A 21,203-nucleotide genomic window follows, 5' to 3' on the forward strand; every position below is an offset into this window, starting at 1 on the left:
CGCGGGTCACGGGGCCCACGGCGTCGGGGAGTTGCACGAGATGGCGAGGCGGGCGGGTCGGGCGGGTCGGGCGTGTCGGGCGAGACGGGCGAGACGGGCGAGACGGGCGAGGCCGTGAGTCGCGCGAGGCGGGGAACGCCGGACGGTGCGGCGCGAGGGGAGCGTCAGCGACAACACGCGCAGGAGGCGGGGCACCGGTGGATCGTCACGGCGTCGCTCCTTCCTGCGGGTCGGGGTTGCGGGTGGTGCGCCGGGCGGCGGGCGTCCGGCGCGATGTGAGGAGCGTTCCACGACGATCGAGCCGGAGGCAAGGTTTTGCCACATGGTGGGATCACTTGTTCATCAACGCCATTCCATTGCAACGTCGTCGACACAATCCCGCAGCACTCGCTGCCCTACGCTGAGACTCCTCCCGGTGATCCAGCCGGATTCCCGAACCGAAACGCGAGGTGCCATGGCCGAGGCCGCCACCGCCGTCCAGGGCCCGCCGGCCGGTGCGCAGGCCGTCCAGCGTGCGCTGGGGCTGCTGCACTGCTTCCACGACAACGGCCCCGACCTGAGCGCCTCCGACCTGGCCCGCCGGATGGACCTCTCGGTCTCCACCGCGCACCGGCTGGCCCGGACGCTGGTGAGCGCCGGCTTCCTGGAGCAGGACGAGCAGACCGCGCGCTACCGGCTCGGCCCGGCGGTCGCCGAACTCGGCCAACTCACCTTCCACCAGCGCGGACTGCACCTGGCCGCACCCGAGTTGGACAGGCTGTCCCGACGCACCGGTGCGACCGCAGACCTCGCGATCCGCAGCGGTCCGCACGCGGTCATCCTGGTGGGGGCCTCCGTCCGCCCGGACACCGGCCTCGGGCTGCGCCGGCCACTGCACTCCACGGCGCTCGGCAAGGTGCTGCTGGCCTGGCCGCGCCCGGGTGAGCCGGCGGTGTCGGCGCTCGGCCCGCTGCCGTCGTTCACCGACCGGACGATCACCGAACCGGCGCTGCTCGACGAGGAGTTGGCGAAGGTCCGGAGCTCCGGGTACGCACTCAACGACGGCGAGTCGGCTGCCGGAGTGCGGACGGTGGCCGTGCCCGTCCTGGACGGCACCGGGCAGGCCCGGTTCGCGCTGGCCGTCCGCTCGACCCCGGCGCACCTGACCGACGACCGCCTGGACTGGTTCCTGGGCCACGCCCGCACCTGCGCCGACGCACTCGCCGTCCTGCTGCTGCCGCCCGACCAGCGTGCCTGACGTCACGTCACAATGCCGCAGCGGGCTGCCCGTTCCACGAGGTCACGGGCAACCCGCCGCGGCAGGAGGTTCAGTGGCCGATCAGCCGGCCGGGGTGTACTTGTAGCCGACCCGACGGACCGTCACGATCGTGTCGCGGTAGACCGGTCCGAGCTTGCGGCGCAACCGGGCGACGTGCACGTCGACCGTGCGGCCGTCGCCGACGTGGCCGTAACCCCAGACCGCCGAGACCAGGTGGTCCCGGGTGTGCACCCGCTGCGGGTGCTCGGTGAGGTGGGCGAGCAGCTCGAACTCCAGGTAGGTGAGGTCGAGCAGCCGCCCGTCGACGTAGGCGTTGCGCCGCTCCGCATCGACGGCGATGCCGCGCCCGGCCGGTCGGACCGGACGGACACCGCCCTGTGCGGGCACACTCACGGGCGCACCGGCGTGCGCACCGACGTGCTGCGCAGCCGAGGGCCCGCCGAGGGACGCACCGGGAACCGCCGCCACCGGGCTGTCGGCCGGCACGAGCACCAGGTACCCGACCATCGGGTTCCCGGTACCGGCGCCGAACTGTGTGCCGTACTGGGCGAGCAGACCCTGCGGCAGTGCGCCCTGCGGCAGGGCGGCGACGACGGTCGCGCCCTCGGGCAGCGCGGCGAGCAGGGCAGCCGGCGCGGCCGGGAGGACCGCGCCCGGCTGGGGTGCGACGCCCGCGCCCGCCGGACGGGACGGGGCCGCATGGGAGGACCGGACCGCTCCCCCGGGCCATCGCTCGGCGGCCGGCGAGCCGTGCGACAGCGGGGAGGCGGAGGAGCCCGGCGCGCCGGAGAGGCCGGACCCGGCCGGGAGGACGCCGGGGACGGAACGGACCGCGCGCAGGTGCGGGGTCGGGGAAGGCAGGGGCAGGGTGGCCGTGGATGAAGAAGACATGGTGTGCCGCTCATTTCGCGCGTGACGGACGGGGTGGAGTCGTCTGCGCGTCGACCGGGCGTACTGCCGGGCTGATCCGAAATCAGCCTGCGGAGGGCCGGGACGCGCTGGGCGAGCCCGGACACGTCTGATCGAACAGGTGCGGCTGCCGGGACGGCCAGAACGGCTCAAGGTCGAGGTGACCCTGGTGGCTGTCCCCGGCGCGGTTCGCGCGCCCGTTCCACCGCCTGGCCGGTCCACCGTCGCACAGCGCGGAGGCCGCCCCGGTCGAGCGGGGACGGCCGGCGATGCCGGGGGCGGGGCTGGTGCAGGCGATGTTCACTGGTGGTCTCTCCGCGAGGCGGGTCCGGATCGGCGGTCGCGGGCACGCCGGATGGGGCGGGTCCGCTACGGCCTGGTCGACGGGATTGGCGGTGCGTCAGACGGCGGCCGGGTGGGCCGGGATCGTCGGGGACGTACCGGGAAGGGGCCGGCCGGTCACCGACAACAGGCGCTGCAGATCAGCGCCTGGTCGATGTAGCGGCGAACGGTGAGCACCGGCGTGACGGGGGCGGGATCGGTCGTGGCACGTTGCTGGCCGACGGTCATCCTGCTGCCCTCCCCCTTGCTCTGCACAATGGCGCGTCGTCGTCGATGCGCGCCTTCGTGAACGGAACGTTTCCGGCCCTCCCGACGGCATGGCCGGGCGGCTTTCGTGCCCAGAGCCTTCCACGCCGGGCCGGTCTAGGCAACCTTCGGCACACCGAACGTCCGGGATGCGGACAACCGAATGAGACGTCGAGTGGCTCGGAGGCTCTGTGAAGCCTCTGTGCGGGTGCAGTGCCGAACCGGGGGCGCGGTGTCGTCAGACCGGGTCGCGGCGGCGCCAGGACCGGGGTGCGGCGGCGTCAGGTCCGGGCCGGGGCGCGGTGGCGACGGGCGGCGGCGTGCTCGACGAGCGCGACCAGGAGTTCCTTCCCGTCCTCCCGCAGGCGTGCGTCACACAGCAGCACGGGAATGTCCGGGTCGAGGTCGAGCGCGTCGCGGACCTCGTCCGGGGAGAACCGCTCGGTGCCGTCGAAGCAGTTCACCGCGACCACGAACGGGATGCCGCGCTGCTCGAAGAAGTCGACCGAGGGGAAGCAGTCGGCCAGCCGCCGGGTGTCCGCGAGCACCAGTGCGCCGAGCGCGCCGCGGGCCAACTCGTCCCAGACGAACCAGAACCGGTCCTGCCCGGGCGTGCCGAACAGGTACAGCGCGAGTCCGGGCCGCAAGTCGATCCGGCCGAAGTCCATCGCCACGGTGGTGGTGCGCTTCGCCTCCACGCCCGAGGTGTCGTCCACCGGGCGGCCCAGCTCGCTGAGCTCCTCCTCGGTGCGCAGCGGTCGGATCTCGCTCACCGAGCCGACCAGCGTGGTCTTGCCCGCGCCGAAGCCGCCCGCGACGAGGATCTTCACCGCGACGGCCGGGCCGCCGCGCCAGCGCGGGTCGTTGGCGCGACCGCCGGAGCCGTGGCCGACGGGGGTGCCGGGAGTGCCGGGAGTGCCGGGAGTGCCGGGAGTGCCGGGAGTGCCGGGAGTGCCGGGAGTGCCGCCACCAGAGGTACCGCCGGCGGCGGCGCGGCCGTCGTGGTCAGAGCGCACGGAGTCCATTGATCACGTCTCGCAGCAGGCGCTCGTCCGGCAGCTCGGCGAGCGGAACGGGTCGGGTGACGCTGATCAGCTCGGCGTCGTAGAGGTCGCCGAGCAGCACCCGGACGACGCTGACCGGCAGGTCGGTGTAGGAGCCGAGTTCGGCGACGGACAGCGGCTCGCGGCGGCACCAGGCCAGGAGGGTCTGGTGCTCCGGGTCGAGGACGTGCGCCGGCACGGCCCCCGCGTTCGGCCCGGGCTCGGCGGCGGTGATCAGCGAGATCAGGTCGAACAGGCCGTCCTCGACCGGCCGGGTGCGGCCGCGGGTCATCGAGTAGAGCCGCACGACCGGGCCGGCCTCGTCGTCGAACCAGCGGTCGTCGGCAGGGGCACGCGGGTGGAGCAGGTCGGACTCGGCCCCGTCCTGGCCCATCTGCTCCGCCACCTCCCCTGCCGTACCTGCCGTCCCGGCCGACGCGGCCGACGCGGCCGAGCCGCCCGGCTCGGGCCGCCCCGCCGCCTCAGCCTTCGGATCCGCCATCGGACCACTCATCTCCCCGGCGGCGCGGCTTCGGTGCGCGGCTCGGCGGCCAGGTGCTCGCCGACCCGCTTGACCAGCAGCGCCATCTCGTAGGCGATCTGGCCGATGTCGGCCTCGGCCTCGCTCAGCACGGCCAGGCAGCTGCCGTCACCGGCCGCCGTGATGAACAGGAACGCCTCGTCCAGTTCCACCATCGTCTGGCGGACCCCGCCGACCTTGAAGTGCCCGCCGGCGCCCTTGGCCAGGCTGTGGAACCCGGCCGCGACGGCCGCCAGGTGCTCGGCGTCCTCGCGGTCGAGGTCGCGGGAGGCGCCGGTGGCCAGGCCGTCGCTGGAGAGGATCACGGCGTGCCGCAGGGCCGCGACGCGCCCCACCAGGTCGTCCAGGAGCCAGTTGAGGTCCCCGGACGGCTGCGTCGAAGTGGTCATGAATCAGTTCCTTCCGATGGAGCGGGTGGTGCAGGTGGTGCTGTTGGTACAGGTGCTGCCGATGGTGCAGGTGTTGCCCATGGTTCAGGTATTGCCCTTGATGCAGGTGGCACGGGTCGTGCCGTGGGTGCGGGCGCCGGGTTCCGCCGGACGGGCGGGCCGGGCGGCACCCGACGGGCGAGCGGCGCCCGGGCACCGTCCGACGGCGCGGACAGCGCCGCCGGGGCGGGTGCCGGACTGATCGCCCGCCGGGCGGGGTCCGGCGGCTGCCAGACGGGTACGGCGGCGGGTCGGGCACTCGCCGGGGCCGACCCGGACGTGGCGGCACCGCGCCCCCGGGTGAAGCCGCGCTGGAACGAGGCGAAGGTGGCCCGCGCCTCCTCGGGCGAGCGCTCACGCGCCCGCTCGGCCTCCTGGGCCTCCCGGGCCCGGCGGGCGGCGAGCGCGGCCTCGTCCTCGGGCCCGTGGTCGGTCCGGTCCCGGAGGCGCTCCTTCAGCTGTTCCTTGAGCTGCGGCGCGAGGTTCGCCTGCCGGACCCGCCGGGGCAGCCCGCCCTCGGTCCGCGGGCCTGCGACCAACGGCGGGTCCGCGGGCCCGTCGAGGACGGGAGCGGCCGTGGTCGGCTCGTCCCGACGGTGGCGCCCCGTCGCCGCACCGTCCTCGGTGTCCCTGGGCGGCGCGGGCACCAGCACCGGCCCGCCCTTGGTCCGCGAGGCCCGTCGCGGCAGCCCGCCCGGCGTCCGGGCAGGCTCGGACGTGGACGGCCGGGGACCGCCGCTGCCCCGGTGCCGCTCGTCCTCCCCCGCAACGGAACCGGCCCCGGACCCGGCACCGGCAGCGGCCCGAGCCGAGCCCTCCGCCGTACCGCCACCGCCACCGCCACCGCCACCGCCACCACCGAGCGCGGGCACGGCGATCAGGTCGCGCTGTCCGCGCCGGACCGGGGCGGAGCGCTGTCCGGTGGGCGGCGGCTCGGGCAGGCCGTCCGGCGCCTCGGCGAGCAGTTCGCGCGGGATCAGCACGACCGCCGTCGTCCCGCCGTACGGGGACGGGCGCAGGTGGACCCGGATGCCGTGCCGCCGGGCCAGCCGGCTGACCACGAACAGGCCCAGCCGGTCGGTGTCGGCGAGGTCGAACTCCTGCTCCACAGCGAGGCGTTCGTTGATGTCGGCGAGGAGTTGATCGCTCAGCCCGAGCCCGCGGTCGTCGATCTCCAGCGCGAATCCGTGTGGCACCACCTCACCCTGGACGGTGACTTGGGTGATCGGCGGGGAGAACACCGCGGCGTTCTCGACGAGTTCGGCGATCAGGTGGGTGACGTCCGCGACGGCGCTGCCCAGCAGGCCGGTGCCGGGGAACGGCCGGACGATCACCCGGGCGTAGTCCTCGACCTCGCCGACCGCCGCGCGGACCACGTCCACCATCCGGACCGGCTTGCGCCAGGCGCGCCCGGGCGAGCCGCCGGCGAGGATGATCAGGCCCTCGGCGTGCCGCCGCATGCGCGTGGTGAGGTGGTCGACCTTGAAGAGGTCGGCCAGCTCGGTCGGGTTCTCGGTGCGGCGCTCCATGGTGTCGAGCAGGGTGAGCTGGCGGTGCAGCAGCACCTGACTGCGCCGGGCCAGGTTGACGAACACCGCCGAGACGCCGCGCCGCAGTTCGGCCTGTTCGACCGCCGCCTCGACGGCGGCCCGCTGGACGGCGTTGAAGGCCTGGCCGACCTGGCCTATCTCGGCTGCCCCGAAGCGTAGTTCGGGCGCCTCGGCCGCGACGTCCACCGCCTCGCCCCGGCGCAGCCGCAGCATGACGGAGGGCAGCCGGGCGCCGGCCAGTTCGTTGGCCGCGTTGCGCAGTCCGATCAGTTCGCGGGCGAGGCCGCGCCCGATCCGGAAGGAGATCAGCACCGACAGGACGACCGCGACCAGGCCGATCGCGCCGGCGATGCCGCCCCGCCAGAGCAGCCCGATCGCGGCGGACCGTTCGCGCTCGCCGATCCCGTTGGCGATCCGGGTGTTGATCGAGGTGAGGTCACCGAGCGCCCGGTCGGCGGTCTCCCGCCAGGAGTCGCCGTTGATCGCCTGGGCGACCCGCTCGGGGCCGCCGGCGCCGACGAAGTCCGCTTCGGCGCGGGCCAGCGCGGCCCAGGCCTCGCCCCCGCGCAGGGCGATGTAGTCGGACTGGTCGGCGGGTTCGAGTTCGGCGATGTAGACGGTGAACAGGGCCTGCTGGTTGTGCAGGGCGTCCAGGGCGACCTGGTACTGCTCGGCGGTGGGCTTGGCGGCGCCGCCGCGCAGGCCCTCCATCGCCGCGTCCTCCTGCGCGAGGTATTCGCGGGCGCGCACCAGCTCGATCAGGATGGTTCCCTGGCGCGGGAGTTGGCCGGTCTGTCGGGCGACGTAGGCGGACCGGAAGCCGAACACCGGCTTGACCAGGTCGCTGTACTGCCCCAGCGCGAACTCCCAGTTGAGCGCGGAGCGGCCGACCTGCGCGCGCAGCGGTCCGATCTGGTCGGCGGCGGCGATGATCTGCAGGAAGCGGCCGCGCTGGGAGCTGGAGAGCTTGCCGCCCACGTGGTCCTTCTTCTGCCGCAGGACGTCGAGGCTACGATCGGTGGCGGCCTTGGCGTGTTCGTAGGCGTCCGTGGCGACCTGCGAGTTCGGGACGGCCAGTCGCTGGACGGCCGCGCGGCGCTCGTTCTGCAGATCGTCGGCGTACTGGTCGACCGGGGTCCCGAACTCCTTGTACGTACGGCTGATCTCCAGCTGGCCCCAGACGTCTCCGGTGGTGGCGAAGGTCGCGTACACCCACAGCGCGGTGAGCGCGACGATGGGCACCAGGAGCAGCGCGATGATCTTCGCGCGGATCGAGCTGCTGCGCAGACGCATGGAGTCCTCGGTCGGGAAGTGCCAGGCGCGGACGGGGAGCGGTTCGGAGGAGCCGCGGGGCTCGGCCGGAAAAGGCTTGGGAAAGGGCTTCGGAAAGGACTTCGGGTGCGGGCTTCGGAAATCGGCTTCGGGGCTGGTCGGCGTGGACGGTGTGTCGTCGGATCGGGCCTGGCCGGGAGGCCCCCGGTCGCAGGTCTGCGAGAGCCTACTACGCCCTGACCACTCGTTCGAGGGTCGAACCAGTCCACTTCCCCGGCTTGCCCCGCACACGTCAGGATCGGGTCCCGGTCACTGCGGGCTCGCGTCCGGATCATCCGCCGCCGCCCGGTTTGCCCGATCACCGAACGCACGCGGTTCCTCCCCGGCGGCGACACCTTCCGCAGGGACCGGTGCCGATCTCGTCGCGTCACGGTCACAACCCTGGGCAGTGACAGGCCGATCCGATAGTTTCGCTCCACCTGCGCGGCCCGGCACCGCCGCCACGGCCTCCGGCGCCGACACCGGTTCCGGCGCGGGCAGTGCCGCCGCGAGACGCCAACGGGGGGAATGTGCGCGAGTTCACCACCCCCGCCGTGGCCGGGCCCGAGGCCACCGGAGGACTCGCCGACTCGCTGTACGACACCGCCGAACGCACACCGGACCTGGTGCAGCTGGCCCGCCGCGTCGGCCCGCCGGGCCCCGCTGACTCCGCCGGACCCGGCGGCCCCGCCGAGCACCGGGACGGGCACCGGTTCGGGCACCGGGGCGAGTGGCGGGGCGTCACCGCGCGGGAGTTCCGTGACGAGGTGCTCGCCCTCGCCAAGGGCCTGCTCACCCGGGGCGTGCGCTACGGCGACCGGGTCGCCCTGATGTCCCGCACCCGCTACGAGTGGACGCTGTTCGACTACGCGCTCTGGTCGATCGGCGCGATCACCGTCCCGGTCTACCCCACCGCGGCGGCCGAGCAGGTGCGCTGGATCCTCGCCGAGACCCAGGCGGTGGCCTGCCTGGTCGAGGACGAGGACGCCGCGATGACGGTCGGCGCGGTCTGCGACGCGCTGCCCGACCTCACCGGCATCTGGCAACTGGACCGCGACTGCGTCGCCGCGATCACCGAGGACGGCCGTGACGTGCCCGACTCGCTCGTCCACCGCCAGCGGCTCGGCGTCACGGCCGGGAACGTCGCCACCGTCGTCTACACCTCGGGCACCACCGGCCGCCCCAAGGGCTGCCTGATCACCCACGCCAACCTGGCCGCCGAGGCCGACGCACTGCTCGGCGGCTGGCGGGAGGCCTTCCACGACACCGGCGGCGGACAGCCGTCCACCCTGCTGTTCCTGCCGCTGGCACACGTCTACGGGCGGGCCGTGCAGGTCGCGGCGATCCGCGGCGGCTTCCGGATCGGACACGTCCCCGAGGTCTCCACCGACGCCCTGCTGCCCGCGATGGAGTCCTTCCGGCCGACCTTCCTGCACGTCGTCCCGTACGTCTTCGAGAAGATCTTCCAGCAGGCCCGGCGGGCCGCCGAGGACGCCGGGCGCGGCGAACTCTTCGAACAGGCCCGACAGGTGGCCGTCGACTGGGCCGCCGCCCGGGAGCAGAAGGCGTTCGGGCGCGGACCCGGGCCCAGCCCCAAGCTGCGGCTGCGCCACCTCGCCTACGAGCGGACCGTCTACCAGCGGCTGCGGGCCGTACTCGGCGGCCGGGTGCGCAGCGTGATGTGCGGCGGCTCCGCGCTGCGCCGCGAGCTCGGCCTCTTCTTCACCGGCGCCGGCCTGCACCTGTACGAGGGCTACGGGCTGACCGAGACGTCCGCCGCGATCACCGCCAACCCGATCGGGCGGCAGAAGCTGGGCACGGTCGGGCATCCGCTGCCGGGCTCGTCGGTGGCCCTCGCCGACGACGGCGAGGTCTGGGTGCGCGGCGGCTCGGTCTTCGGCGGCTACCTCAACCACCCGCAGTGCACGGCGGAGTCCCTGATCGACGGCTGGTTCGGGACGGGCGACCTGGGCCGGCTGGACGAGGACGGCTACCTGACCATCACCGGCCGCAAGAAGGACCTGATCGTCACCAGCAGCGGCAAGAACCTGGCCCCGTCGGCGCTGGAGGAGCGGGTGGCCGCGCATCCGCTGGTCTCCCAGTGCCTGGTGGTGGGCGACGACCGCCCGTACGTGGCCGCGCTGATCACGCTCGACCCGGCGGCGCTGGCGCACTGGTTGAAGACGCACGGGCTGGAGCAGCTGGACCCGTGGGCGGTGCTCGCGGACGAGCAGTTGCACACCGAGGTCCAGCGCGCGGTGGCGGCGGCGAACACGGCGGTGTCGCGGGCCGAGTCGATCCGCGCGTTCCGGCTGCTGCCCCGCGAGTTCAGCCAGGACCAGGGGCTGCTGACGCCCTCCCTGAAGCTGCGCCGGGCGGCGATCGCCGAGTACTACGCCGATGACATCGCGGAGTTGTACGTCCCCTGACGGATCGTCTTGTCCCTTTTGCGGCGGGTGCGGTGGGCTTCGGTTCACCGGCCGTTCCCTTGACGGGCCGATTGGTCCAGTCCATTGTTTCTCCTCGGTCCGAGTGCGGCGCACCATCCGCTCCCGCCCCTCCGGGAACACCCAGGTCCCGCGAGCCCGGTTCCAGGGGCCCGACCCAAGGCCCCGGTTCCAGGGTTCCGATTCCGCCACGCCCTCCCCACGGGCGTGTCCCCCACATGCAGGAGTCCTCTCGTGTCGATGTCCACGCGCCCGTCCGCGCGCCTGTCCACGCGCCAGTTCACGCGCCTGTCCGCGCGCCAGTCCACGCGCCAGTTCACGCGCCTGTCCGCGCTGGCCGCCTCCGTCGCGCTGCTCACCGCCTTCGCCGCCCCGGCGGCCTCCGCCGCCCCCGGGCCCGCCCCGGCCGGCGCCCCGAGCGGTCCGAGCACCCCGAGCGGCCCGACCGTCAACCTGGCCACCAACCCCGGCTTCGAACTGCCCGTCCCCGACCTCTCCGACTGGGGCGCCGTCCCCGGCTGGAAGTGCACCGGCGGCCCGGCCGAGGCCGCCGTCACCACCATCGCCGCGCACTCCGGCGCCTCCGCACTCACCGTCACGCCGGCCACCGCCGACTCCACCGGCGAGTGCGCGCAGACCGTGGCCGTCCAGCCCAACACCACCTACACCGCCTCGGCCTGGGTCCGCGGCGCCTTCGTCTACCTGGGCGCCACCGGCACCGGCAGGGATGTCGCCCCGGCCTGGACCGAGACCACCGGCGGCGGCTGGCAGCAGCTCACCACCCGGTTCACCACCGGCCCGAACGCGCACAGCGTCCGGCTCTACGTCCACGGCTGGTACCAGCAGGGCCCGTTCTCGGTCGACGACGTCCGGGTGGACGGCCCCGCGCCCGCCCCGGCCGTGGCCGCCGGATCCGTGCCCACCAGCGACAAGGTCGTCTTCTTCACTGTCGACGACGGCTGGCAGCGCACCCCCGAGGCGGAGAAGTTCATCGCCGACCACCGGCTACCGATCACCGCCTTCCCGCTGCCGATGCCGGCCGGCACCGACCCCGACTTCTTCCGACGCGTCACGGCCGTGCCCGGCTCCTCCATCCAGGACCACAGCGTCTCCCACTCCGACCTCAGCAAACTGCCACTGGAGCAGCAGCAGATCGAGATCTGCGACGCCCGCGACGCCATGACCCGCCAGTTCGGCACCACGCCGGTGGCCTTCCGCCCGCCGTACTTCGCCTGGAACGCCGACACCCTCCAGGCCGCCGCCAACTGCGGCATCCGCACCGTGCTCACCGCCGACGCGGACTTCAGCTGGGGCGCGTCCAACATCTGGCACCCGGGCCTGTTGCAGCCGGGCGACGTCGTCCTGATGCACTGGACCGACACCCTCGCCGCCGACCTCCAGCGCGCCCTCGCCGCCGCTGACGCGGCCGGGCTCAAGCCGGCCGGCCTGGTCGACTACCTGCGCTGACGCGTCGCCGTCGGCGGGCTCCCCAGGGAGCCCACCGACGGGGGCACCCACTCACCGGGCTCCCGTCCACCGGCGGCCGGGATCAGCCGAAGACGTGCGCCATCCAGCCGCGCAGGCGCTCGTCGAAGTCGGCGGCGCCGGTGAAGTCGTTGGCCGGGATCACTCCGCCCTCGGCGTCTTCCTGCTCCTCCCAGCCGGCGGCGAGGTACTCGACGTCGGCCCAGCCGCCCCGGAACAGCACCACGTGCAGCTCGCCGCCGGACAGCGGGTCCACGACCTCGACGCCGACGGAGTCCGGGTCCGCGACGCGGGCGCGGTCCGTCTCCAGCGGCTGCGGCCACGGGGCCAGGGCGTCGCGCCAGGTGAGCGCGCCGACCGTCAGGCCGGCGGCCCGCCAGCGTACGGCCCGGGCGGCGATCCGCTCGGCGGCGTGGTCGAGGTCGACGATGCGCTCCACGACGGCGTTCACTCCCCTTTCGTCGACGATCCCGGTCAGGGAACTTTCGTCGGCGATCTTGCTCGTTGACAGGGCGTCCGCGGCGTGGCTCTAATGGGGGCGTGCAGCGTGGCGCCGGCCACAGAGTAGTGGGCCGGCCGGCCGCCGGGCGAGCACCTTTTATCCGAGGGACGATGCGCGATGAGTACTTTCTCCGCTGCCCTGATCTGACGTAGGCGGTCACCGCGGTGTCCGCGTGCGCGCCCATGCACCGCGTGTGGCCGTGACTCCCAATCCCTGTAGGAGACTTCACCCACACTCATGTCCACACCCATGTCCACGAACCATGTCAACCAGTTCAACCAGAGCGTCATCGAGGAGTTCCGCGCCAACGGCGGGCGGGTGGGCGGCCCGTTCGAGGGCGGCGACCTGCTGCTGCTCACCACGGCCGGGGCCGGCTCGGGCAAGGCGCACACCGTGCCGCTCGGGTACGTCCGGGCCGAGGGGCTGCTCCTGGTCGTCGCCTCCGCCGCCGGGGCGCCGGACCACCCGCAGTGGTACCGCAACCTGCTCGCCCGACCGGTGGTCCGGGTCGAACTCGGCTCCGAGGCGTTCGACGTGATCGCCGTACCCGCCGAAGGCGCCCGCCGGGAGCGGCTGTTCGCGGCTGTCGTCCGGCAGGCGCCCGGGTACGGCGACTACCAGGCGAGCACCGACCGGGAACTACCGGTGGTCGTCCTGGAGCGGCCCGAGACACCCGCGCGCGAGGTGCGCAGCCTCGCCGACAAGCTGTTGGAGGCGCACACCTGGCTGCGCGCGCAGCTGCGCCACGTCCGGGAGGAGGCGCGCTCGCACGTCGCGGGCCGACCGGCCGGCCTCGGGCTCCAACTGCGCCAGCACTGCCTCGCCTTCTGCGAGGGGCTGACGCACCACCACGCCGGCGAGGACGCCGCGATCTTCCCCGCGCTCGCGCGCAACCACCCGGAACTGGTCGGGGTGCTGGAACAGCTGGGCGAACAGCACCTGGTGATCGGGCGGATCAGGGAGGAGCTGGTGGCGCTGCTGGCCGGGATCGAGGTCACCGAACCGGACCGACTCCGGGCCGAGTTGGACCGGATGTCGGCCGAGCTGGAGGCGCACCTCGACTACGAGGAAGCGGAACTGCTGCCGACGCTCGCCGGGATCCCGTTCCCGCCGCTGCGGCCCGGTCCGGCCCGGGACTGAGACGCACGAATGCCGTCGGTCCCTCTCCCCGCGCTCGGGGAGAGGGACCGACGGCCCGTGTGCCGGTTCGGCGGCGCCCTGAAGCGACGGCCTACCGGCGCGAAGCCGTTACGACTGGGTGAAGACCGGGAGGTAGCCACCGGATTGGCCGGCGGCCTTCGGGTGGTAGCTCTCGTCGACCGGCAGGGTGGCGCTGTTCAGCCAGGTGGTCTGCGAGCCGCAGATCTCGTGCTCGGTGAAGATGCTGCGCACGTCGCCGAAGCTGAAGCCGGCGTTGGCGACCCGCTTGGCGATGACCTCGTCCAGCGTGTCGGCGGCACCGTTGATCGCGGCGCGCTTGGTGTCACTGATGCCGAGAATGCAGCTGCCGCCGATCTTGTAGAGGTGCGGGTAACCCAGCACCACCACGTGGGCGTTCGGCGCCTTGGCGTGGATCGTCGAGTACACCTTGTCCAGCTGGGCGGGCAGGGTGTTGCGGGCGTAGTTCTGGGCCGTGCTGACGGCGCTGAGGCAGGTGCTGTCCGACTCCAGCACGCAGGTCTTCATGGTGTCGGCGAAGCCGGCGTCGTTGCCGCCGACCGACAGGCTGACCAGCGTGGTGCTGGAGCTCAGCGCGGAGAGCTGGTTGCTGAGGACGTCTCCGGTTCTGGCGCCGGAACACGCGACGAACGAGAAGGACGACGGCGAGTGCGCGTTCTTCCACAGGTACGGGTAGGCGTTGGTGCTTCGCTTGCAGTTGCCGCTGTCGCTCAGGTAGCTGCCGGCACCGACACCGGCGGAGTAGGAGTCCCCGAGAGCGACGTAGTTGACGCTCGCCGCATTCGCGGATGACGCGGTGAACAACGTGGTCAGAGTGAGCAGAGCCGCTATCGCGGCAACGGACATGGCGCGAGCTGGACGGAGCATGGCACCTCCTGGTGTGGTATGGGTCACAGAAGTGATACCAGGCAGTAGGTGAACCGGGAAGCGCTCATGCCAAGGACATTGACGGGCTGTCCGACAACGCAGAAGTGAACCACCGTCCACAGGGCGTGAGTTGGCGCTGGTCAGCGCCGGTGTACGCCGACCGGCGTCGGTCATCGCGCGTAGACAGTGGTCGGTGAAAAAGTCAGCGAGTGGTCAGTTGGTAGTCAGGGCACGGCCAGGACACCGTTACGGCCCGGCCACCGCCGGGCCACCCGCCGTACGACGCGTCGCGGGGTGCCGGGGCTCGCCATGGCACAGCGCGCCGAGAACCGGCGCGAACCAGCGCGACACGAACCGACCCCGCACGAACCGACCCCGGGCGCAAGGGCGTCAGCGCACGCGGACTCCGACGCACGCGACTCCGGCTCGAAACCCTGACCACGGATCAGACGGACGGCGCCGGCACCCGGCAGCCCCTCCTCGGGCTACGCGAGGCCCGGGTGAGGCTCGCTCGGGCACACCGCATCCGGGTGGACGGCATCCGAGCAACCGGCGTCCGAGCACACCGCATCCGGATAGACGGCGCCGGGGAAGACCACGCAGCCCTCCACCGGCAGCTCCTCGATCGCCTCGTTCGCGGCGACCGGCACGCCGAGCCGGCGGGCGGCGGTGGCGACCGCCACCCGGGCCTGGCGCAGCCCGGGCGCGCCCCAGCCGAGCAGCTCGACGGCGAGTCCGGGCGCGACCAGCAGCCGCCGGTAGTGCCGGCCGGAGGCCGGGTCGGCCGCGCTCGGGCCGACCGCGCGCAGCGCCGCCGCCATCCGGACCCGCGCGCACTCGTGCCCGCCGTTGGCCGAGCCGACCCGGTCGTAGAGGTAACCGAGGTAGTACGGTCGGCCGATCACGGCCTGGGCCTCCTCGGCCGCCTCCCGAGCCAGCGCGGAGGCCGGATCCCCGGCGTCCTCCGGCTCCAGCGATCCGCCGGGGAGCGAGCAGATCCCGTCCCTGGGGTTGACCAGGGTCAGCACCCGCCCGTCGGGAGCGAACAGCCACCCCCAGGACTGCTTCACCGGCAGCCCCTCGGGCACCTGCTCGCCCGGCCGCCACGGCCACCCCGCCGTGGGACGCCGGCGCACCCTGCCGAGCAGCTCGGCGATCTCCGCGCTGTACTCGATCCGGCTCATGCGTCCCCCTCTCGCTGTCGGGCTCGCCGGACCGGCAGTGCGCGGGACGGACCTGCGGAGCACGGTACGGAGCGGAGCGGCCGGAGCGGCGGCATGGGGCACCGCGCGCTCCTGCTGTTGATCTTCTCCGAATCTTCCCCGAACAGGCGGTCGATGAACAGTCCCCAGCGCCGCATGGTGGATGACAGGGGTGGAAACCCCCTGATCACCCCAGCGGCCCACCCCCCTCCCCCGGCCCAGCCGAGCCGGGCTCCGGGAAGCCCGGCAGCGGGAAGCCCGGTCGCGGGACCACCCCGGGCGGGAACGGCAGCCCGCGCGCCGCGTCGTCGGCCAGCTCGTCGAACACCTCGTGCACCGTCATCGGCCGCAACCGCCCGCCGGCCAGCGCCCAACCGCGCACCCACGGCCCGTCCGAGGCCGGGGCCCCGGGCGCCGGGACGCCCGGATCGCCGTGCAGCAGCAACGCCCCCGCCCCACCACCGGCGACCCCCGCCGCCAGCGTGACGCAGAACGCCTCGGTGTCCCGCCCGGCGGGGTAGAGGCCGCCCGCCTCCACACAGACCTCCACCGCCGAGCTGAGCTGCTCGCCGTCCTCCGGGCCGTGGCAGCGCAGCGTCAGCAGGTGGCAACCCTCCCCCGCGCCCTCGGCCAGCGCGAGGTAGACCGACGTCACGTACCCCATCACCGCCGCCAGCCGCCGCTGCCCGTCCGGGTCGTCGCCGACCGCCTCCAGCAGGGCCACGCCCGCGACGGACATCCGCACCCGCGCCCGGTGGTCGTCCAGCAGGACCGGGAGCAGTTCGGCCAGCCGCTCCCCCGCGTAGACGAAGGGCTCCCCGGCCAGCTCCGGATCGCCCGCGTACGCGACCCGGGCGGCGGGCGTCCGGGGGTCGAGGCCGAGCGCCGTGCAGTAGTCCTCGTAGTCACCCGCCTCCAAGACCCGCAAGTGCACCTCCAGGCCCTGCGCGTGCAGGGCCCTCAGCTGCTCCTCCGAGCGCCGCAGGTACTCCTGGTGGGCGAGCCGGCCGAACAACCCGTACCGCGCGAGGCCGGCGAAGTCGGCCGCAGCCGCCGCCAGCGCGACCGCCACCGGCTGCGGCGGCGGAGCACCCCGGGCCCGCCCGCCGCGGCGCCCCCGTGCACCCGCCCCGCCCGCACGCCCTCCCGGCGGCCGGTCACCACCGGACGGCCGGGCCCCACCGGGAGCGCCCGGCCCACCGTCCGCCCCGGCCCGCCGCCCGGCGCGCAGCAGCACCCGCCGGCGGACCCGCGACCGCCCGAAGACATCCACGGCCCCGGAACACTCGGAACCCCCGGGGCCCCCACAACGCCCCGCACAACGCTCCGCAACCCCGGAGCCCTCACGACCCGACGACCACACCCGCATGGTTCCTCCCACCGACTAGCCCAGCACCGGACACCGCCGACGGCCCCGACCCCGGAACCGCCGACGTCGAGGAACATACACAGAGCCACTGACAATCCACCCCGAGTAATCGAACGCGCATGTCCCGAGACCCTCGGGTCTCCTGATCCGGACGGGACTGTCAGTACCGGACGTTAAGGTCGGGAACCATGCGACTGCTGCATACCTCCGACTGGCATCTGGGCCGCTCCTTCCACCGGGAGAGCCTGCACGACGCCCAGCGCGCGTTCCTGGACCACCTGGTGGACGTGGTCCGGGCCGAGCGCGTGGACGCCGTGCTCGTCTCCGGGGACGTGTACGACCGGGCGCTGCCGGGCCTGGACGCGGTCGCCCTGTTCGACGACGTGCTGCACCGGCTGGCCGGGCTGGGCGTGCCGACGGTGTTCATCAGCGGCAACCACGACTCGGCCCGCCGCCTCGGCGTCGGCGCCGGGCTGATCGGCCGGGCCGGCATCCACCTGCGCACCGACCCGGGCGAGTGCGCCGCCCCGGTGCTGCTGGCGGACGAGCACGGGCCGGTGGCGGTCTACGGGCTGCCGTACCTGGAGCCGACGCTGGTGCGCGAGCGGTTCGGGCTGGAGCGCGGCGGGCACGCGGCGGTGCTCGGCGCGGCGATGGACCAGGTCCGGGCCGATCTCGCGGCCCGCCCGGCCGGCACCCGCGCGGTGGTGCTGGCGCACGCCTTCGTCACCGGCGGGACGGCGAGCGACAGCGAGCGGGACATCGCGGTCGGCGGCGTCGCCTCGGTGCCCGCCTCCGTCTTCGACGGCGTGCACTACGCCGCGCTCGGCCACCTGCACGGCTGCCAGACCCTGGCCCCGCACCTGCGCTACAGCGGCTCGCCGCTCGCCTACTCCTTCTCCGAGGTGGACCAGCGCAAGACCATGTGGCTGGTCGACCTCGCGGCCGACGGCTCGGTCGCCGCCGAGCGCGTCGACTGCCCGCGCCCGCGCCCGCTCGCCACCCTGCGCGACAGCCTCGACGCGCTGCTCACCAAGGACGAGTACGCGCCGTACGAGCAGGCCTGGGTACAGGCGACGCTCACCGACGCGGCCCGCCCGAGCGAGCCGATGGAGAAGCTGCGCCGCCGCTTCCCGCACACCCTCCAGCTGCTCTTCGACCCCGAGGAGAGCGAGGCCGAGCCCTCCCGGTCGTACGCGGCCCGGGTCAGCGGCCGGGCCGACCTGGAGATCGCGGAGGGCTTCCTGCGGCACGTGCGCCCGGGTGCCGAGCCGGAACCGGACGAGCTGGGCTGGCTGCGCGCCGGGTTCGAGAGCGTCCGGGAGACCACCGACCGGAAGGCGGACCTGCCCCGATGAGGCTGCACCGGCTCACCGTCAGCGCGTTCGGCCCGTTCGCGGGCAGCGAGAGCGTCGACTTCGACGCGCTCGCCGCCGGCGGCCTGTTCCTGCTGCGCGGCGCCACCGGCGCGGGCAAGAGCAGCGTGCTGGACGCGGTCTGCTTCGCCCTCTACGGCGACGTCCCCGGCACCCGGCGGGCCAACCGGCTGCGCAGCGACCACGCCGAGGCGCGCAGGCTGACCGAGGTCCGGCTGGAGCTGACGCTCGGCGGGCGGCGGCTGCAGATCACCCGGCTGCCGGAGCAGCGGCGGCCGAAGAAGGTCGGCACCGGCACCACCGTCGAGCGGCCGCAGACCCTGCTGCGCGAGTGGGCCGCCGACGCGGGGGACGGCACGCCCGGCTGGCGGGCGGTGAGCAAGTCGCACCAGGAGGCCGGGGAGGAGATCCACCGGCTGATCGGCATGAACCGGGAGCAGTTCTGCCAGGTGGTGCTGCTGCCGCAGGGCGACTTCGCCCGCTTCCTCAAGGGCGACTCGGAGGAGCGCGGCAAGCTGCTGCGGCGCCTGTTCGACACCGAGCGGTTCCAGCACGTCGAGGGGTGGCTCGCGGAGCAGCGGCGCGTCCAGGAGGCCGCCGTCCAGGCCGGCCGGCGCCGCCTGCGGGATCTCGCCAGCAAGGCCGAGCAGGCGTCCGGCCCCGGCGCCGAGCCCGCAGAGGGCTGGGTGCCGGCCGAGGAGGACGCCGCCGACCTGACCGCCGGGGTGCTCGGCTGGGCGGCGATCCTGCGCAGCGGCGCAGCCGAACAGTTCACCGTCGCCGGGGAGGCGCTGGCGGGCGCCGAGGAGGCGCAACGCGCCGCCCAGGGCGAGCGAGCGGCCGCCGAGGAGCTGGCCGGGCGGCAGCACCGCCACCGGCAGGCGCTGCTCCAGGCCGACCGGCTGGCCGCGTTCGAGCCCGAGGCGGCCCGGGACGGCCGGCGGCTGGCGGCGGCGCAGGCGGCCGTCGGGGTGGAGTCCGCGCTGCGGCTGCACGAGGGCGCGGCCGAGGCGCACCGGCGGGCCCGGGAGGCCGAGCGCCGGCACCGCGAGGTGCTGGCCGGCGACGGCGGCGCGGGCAGCGCGGCCGCCGGGGGCCCGGCGCTGGCCGAGGCGGGGGCCGCCGAGCTGGCCGAGGCCGAACGGGGCCTGCGGGCCGGGCTCGTCCGGCTGGAGGCCGCCGGGGCGGAGGAGCGGCGCTGCGCCGAACTCGCCCGCGAGCAGCGGAGCCTGGACGAGGAGCGCCAGCGGGCCGACGAGTTCGCCGAGGAGGCCGAGGACTGGCTGGCCGAGTATGACGAGCGGCTCGGAGGCCTCCAGGAGGAGCAGAACCGGGCCCGGTCGGCGGGCGCGCTGGTCGAGCAACTCGACGGCCGACGGGTCGAGTTGAGCACCCGCCTGGACGCCGCCCGGGAGCGCGACGGCCTGCGGGCCGAGATCGCCGCCGCCGAGCCGCGCGCTGCCGCCCTGCGCACCGCCGCGCTGGACGCCCGCGAGTACGGCCTCGGCCTGCGCGAGCGGCGGCTGGCGGGCATGGCCGCCGAGCTGGCCGAGCAACTGCGCGCGGGCGAGGCGTGCCGGGTCTGCGGCTCGCCCGAACACCCGGCACCCGCCGAGACCGCCGACGGCCGGGTCGGCGCCGACGACGAGGAGCGTGCCCGCCGGGCCCAGGCCGTCGCCGAACAGGCCTGGACGGCAGCGGACCAGGCCCTCACCGCGCTGCGGGTCCGCGAGGCGACCGCCACCGGCGCGGCCGGGCCGGAGGGTGCCGACGCGCTCGCGCAGGCCCTCGCCGAGCTGGACCGCGAGCACCGCGAGGCGCTGCACTCGGCGGAGGCGCTCGGCCGGGTCGAGCAGGAGATCGCCCGCTTGTCGGCCGACCAGGACCGCCGGCTCGCCGAGCTGCGCGAGGCCCGGGAGCGCGCCGCCGTCCGTACCGACCGGCTCCAGGCGCTCCAGCACGAACAGCACGAACTCGCCGCGCGGGTGGCCGCGGCCCGGGGCGAGGCGGCCTCCGTCGCCGCGCGGGCGGCCGCGCTGGAGCGGCTGGTCGAGCGGGTCGCCGCCGTGGCCGAGGCCTCGCGGGCCTGCGCGCAGACGCTGGCCCGGCTCAGGGACGCCGAGGGCGAGCTCGCCGAGGCCGCCGCCGCAGCGGGCTTCCCGAGCCCCGAGGAGGCCCTGGCCGTACTGCTCCCCCGCGCGGAGCGCGAGCGGCTGGCGGCCCGCCTGGAGCGGCACCGAACCGAGTCCGCCGCCGTCCGGCACGAACTCGCGCTGCCCGATCTGGCCGAGGCCGCGGCCCGTCCGCCGGTCGACCTGTCCGCCGCCGCGGCCGCGCTCGGCGCCGCCACCGACCGGCTGGGCCGGGCCCACGCCGCCCGTTCGGCGGCCGACGAACGGTGCGCGGCACTGGCCTCGATCGGTCGGCAACTGGCGGACCTCGCGGCCGAGTTGGCCCCGGCGCTGGCCCGGTACGGGCGGATCAACCGGCTCGCGGCGCTGGCCGCCGGCACCTCCACCGAGAACCGGCTCCGGATGCGCCTGGAGTCCTACGTCCTGGCGGCCCGTCTGGAGCAGGTCGCGGCGGCGGCCAGCGACCGGCTGGTCCGGATGTCCGGCGGCCGCTACACCCTGGTGCACAGCGACGACCGGGGCACCGGCAACAAGCGCTCGGGCCTGGCCCTGCGGGTGGTCGACGCCTGGACGGGCACCGAGCGGGACACCGCGACGCTCTCCGGGGGCGAGAGCTTCTTCGCCTCCCTCGCCCTGGCCCTGGGCCTGGCCGACGTGGTCACCGACGAGGCCGGCGGCATGCCGCTGGACACCCTGTTCATCGACGAGGGCTTCGGCACGCTCGACGAGCAGTCCCTGGAGGAGGTGATGGACGTCCTCGACGGCCTGCGCGAACGCGACCGGGCGGTCGGCATCGTCAGCCACGTCGCCGACCTGCGCACCCGCATCCCCGCCCAGCTCCTGGTCCGCAAGGGGCGACGCGGCTCGACCCTGGCCCTGGCCGGGCGGGAGGACGCCTAGGGACCGCTCAGGGGCACTGCCAGCGGTCTTGAGGCGGCCTTCCGGTGCCTTCTGGGCCCTGCATCGCCGCAGGTCAACGGCTTGCGGGCACTGTCAAGCCGGTGGCATTGCGGCTA

15 protein-coding genes are annotated in these 21,203 nt (G+C 74.5%); 6 read left to right on the forward strand and 9 right to left on the reverse strand.

Annotated features, from left to right (window positions below; all coding sequences use genetic code 11):
- Positions 1 to 454: 454 nt before the first annotated feature.
- Positions 455 to 1,237, forward strand: a complete 783-nt coding sequence (locus AB0O82_RS00585) for an IclR family transcriptional regulator (protein ID WP_363579304.1) — start codon at positions 455 to 457, stop codon at positions 1,235 to 1,237.
- A gap of 81 nt (positions 1,238 to 1,318) precedes the next feature.
- On the opposite strand, the gene AB0O82_RS00590 is transcribed toward AB0O82_RS00585, so the two are convergent.
- The 5 genes from AB0O82_RS00590 to AB0O82_RS00610 form a co-directional block, all read right to left on the reverse strand.
- Positions 1,319 to 2,017 (reverse strand): winged helix-turn-helix domain-containing protein, encoded by a 699-nt coding sequence (locus tag AB0O82_RS00590; RefSeq protein WP_363579654.1) that lies wholly within the window; start codon positions 2,015 to 2,017, stop codon positions 1,319 to 1,321.
- A 1,019-nt stretch (positions 2,018 to 3,036) separates the two neighbouring features.
- A complete protein-coding gene (locus AB0O82_RS00595) occupies positions 3,037 to 3,585 on the reverse strand; it encodes an ATP/GTP-binding protein (protein WP_350875683.1) in 549 nt (182 codons plus the stop codon).
- A gap of 175 nt (positions 3,586 to 3,760) precedes the next feature.
- On the reverse strand, positions 3,761 to 4,300 hold the full coding sequence (locus AB0O82_RS00600; protein WP_363579305.1) for a DUF742 domain-containing protein: 540 nt from the start codon (positions 4,298 to 4,300) through the stop codon (positions 3,761 to 3,763).
- Positions 4,301 to 4,308: 8 nt separating this feature from the next.
- Complete coding sequence (locus AB0O82_RS00605; protein WP_063349983.1) at positions 4,309 to 4,728, reverse strand: roadblock/LC7 domain-containing protein; 420 nt, start codon at positions 4,726 to 4,728, stop codon at positions 4,309 to 4,311.
- The gene (locus tag AB0O82_RS00610; RefSeq protein ID WP_363579307.1) at positions 4,725 to 7,610 is read right to left on the reverse strand and encodes a nitrate- and nitrite sensing domain-containing protein; all 2,886 of its coding nucleotides are present in this window, start codon (positions 7,608 to 7,610) and stop codon (positions 4,725 to 4,727) included. The genes AB0O82_RS00605 and AB0O82_RS00610 overlap by 4 nt, the downstream gene beginning before the upstream one ends.
- 548 nt (positions 7,611 to 8,158) lie before the next feature.
- On the opposite strand from AB0O82_RS00610, the gene AB0O82_RS00615 reads away from it, so the two are divergent.
- Entirely contained in the window at positions 8,159 to 10,057 is a 1,899-nt protein-coding gene (locus tag AB0O82_RS00615; RefSeq protein ID WP_363579309.1) for an AMP-dependent synthetase/ligase, read from the forward strand.
- A gap of 258 nt (positions 10,058 to 10,315) precedes the next feature.
- Complete coding sequence (locus AB0O82_RS00620) at positions 10,316 to 11,542, forward strand: polysaccharide deacetylase family protein (RefSeq protein ID WP_363579655.1); 1,227 nt, start codon at positions 10,316 to 10,318, stop codon at positions 11,540 to 11,542.
- Between the two features lie 82 nt (positions 11,543 to 11,624).
- On the opposite strand, the gene AB0O82_RS00625 is transcribed toward AB0O82_RS00620, so the two are convergent.
- Complete coding sequence (locus AB0O82_RS00625; RefSeq protein WP_363579311.1) at positions 11,625 to 12,011, reverse strand: hypothetical protein; 387 nt, start codon at positions 12,009 to 12,011, stop codon at positions 11,625 to 11,627.
- 300 nt (positions 12,012 to 12,311) lie between these two features.
- Between AB0O82_RS00625 and AB0O82_RS00630 the strand changes: the two genes are divergently transcribed.
- Positions 12,312 to 13,202 carry a nitroreductase/quinone reductase family protein gene (locus AB0O82_RS00630; protein WP_363579313.1) on the forward strand — a complete coding sequence of 297 codons (891 nt, stop codon included), beginning with the start codon at positions 12,312 to 12,314 and terminating at the stop codon, positions 13,200 to 13,202.
- A gap of 108 nt (positions 13,203 to 13,310) precedes the next feature.
- On the opposite strand, the gene AB0O82_RS00635 is transcribed toward AB0O82_RS00630, so the two are convergent.
- The 3 genes from AB0O82_RS00635 to AB0O82_RS00645 form a co-directional block, all read right to left on the reverse strand.
- Positions 13,311 to 14,087: an SGNH/GDSL hydrolase family protein gene (locus AB0O82_RS00635; RefSeq protein WP_363579656.1), complete on the reverse strand. Its 777-nt coding sequence runs from the start codon at positions 14,085 to 14,087 to the stop codon at positions 13,311 to 13,313.
- Positions 14,088 to 14,593: 506 nt separating this feature from the next.
- Positions 14,594 to 15,292 carry a hypothetical protein gene (locus AB0O82_RS00640; RefSeq protein WP_363579315.1) on the reverse strand — a complete coding sequence of 233 codons (699 nt, stop codon included), beginning with the start codon at positions 15,290 to 15,292 and terminating at the stop codon, positions 14,594 to 14,596.
- A 205-nt stretch (positions 15,293 to 15,497) separates the two neighbouring features.
- Complete coding sequence (locus AB0O82_RS00645) at positions 15,498 to 16,382, reverse strand: hypothetical protein (protein ID WP_363579317.1); 885 nt, start codon at positions 16,380 to 16,382, stop codon at positions 15,498 to 15,500.
- Positions 16,383 to 16,867: 485 nt separating this feature from the next.
- Between AB0O82_RS00645 and AB0O82_RS00650 the strand changes: the two genes are divergently transcribed.
- Positions 16,868 to 18,037, forward strand: a complete 1,170-nt coding sequence (locus AB0O82_RS00650) for an exonuclease SbcCD subunit D (RefSeq protein ID WP_363579319.1) — start codon at positions 16,868 to 16,870, stop codon at positions 18,035 to 18,037.
- Positions 18,034 to 21,087: an SMC family ATPase gene (locus tag AB0O82_RS00655; protein ID WP_363579321.1), complete on the forward strand. Its 3,054-nt coding sequence runs from the start codon at positions 18,034 to 18,036 to the stop codon at positions 21,085 to 21,087. The genes AB0O82_RS00650 and AB0O82_RS00655 overlap by 4 nt, the downstream gene beginning before the upstream one ends.
- Positions 21,088 to 21,203 lie beyond the last annotated feature (116 nt).

Source organism: Kitasatospora sp. NPDC088264 (assembly GCF_040685715.1).
Classification (GTDB): domain Bacteria; phylum Actinomycetota; class Actinomycetes; order Streptomycetales; family Streptomycetaceae; genus Kitasatospora.

Coding starts and splice junctions, on each gene's coding strand:
- AB0O82_RS00585 (WP_363579304.1), top strand. CDS start 455: ATGGCCGAGGCCGCCACCGCCGTCCAGGGCCCGCCGGCCGGTGCGCAG.
- AB0O82_RS00600 (WP_363579305.1), bottom strand. CDS start 4,300: ATGGCGGATCCGAAGGCTGAGGCGGCGGGGCGGCCCGAGCCGGGCGGC.
- AB0O82_RS00605 (WP_063349983.1), bottom strand. CDS start 4,728: ATGACCACTTCGACGCAGCCGTCCGGGGACCTCAACTGGCTCCTGGAC.
- AB0O82_RS00610 (WP_363579307.1), bottom strand. CDS start 7,610: ATGCGTCTGCGCAGCAGCTCGATCCGCGCGAAGATCATCGCGCTGCTC.
- AB0O82_RS00620 (WP_363579655.1), top strand. CDS start 10,316: ATGTCCACGCGCCCGTCCGCGCGCCTGTCCACGCGCCAGTTCACGCGC.
- AB0O82_RS00630 (WP_363579313.1), top strand. CDS start 12,312: ATGTCCACGAACCATGTCAACCAGTTCAACCAGAGCGTCATCGAGGAG.
- AB0O82_RS00635 (WP_363579656.1), bottom strand. CDS start 14,087: ATGTCCGTTGCCGCGATAGCGGCTCTGCTCACTCTGACCACGTTGTTC.
- AB0O82_RS00640 (WP_363579315.1), bottom strand. CDS start 15,292: ATGAGCCGGATCGAGTACAGCGCGGAGATCGCCGAGCTGCTCGGCAGG.
- AB0O82_RS00650 (WP_363579319.1), top strand. CDS start 16,868: ATGCGACTGCTGCATACCTCCGACTGGCATCTGGGCCGCTCCTTCCAC.
- AB0O82_RS00655 (WP_363579321.1), top strand. CDS start 18,034: ATGAGGCTGCACCGGCTCACCGTCAGCGCGTTCGGCCCGTTCGCGGGC.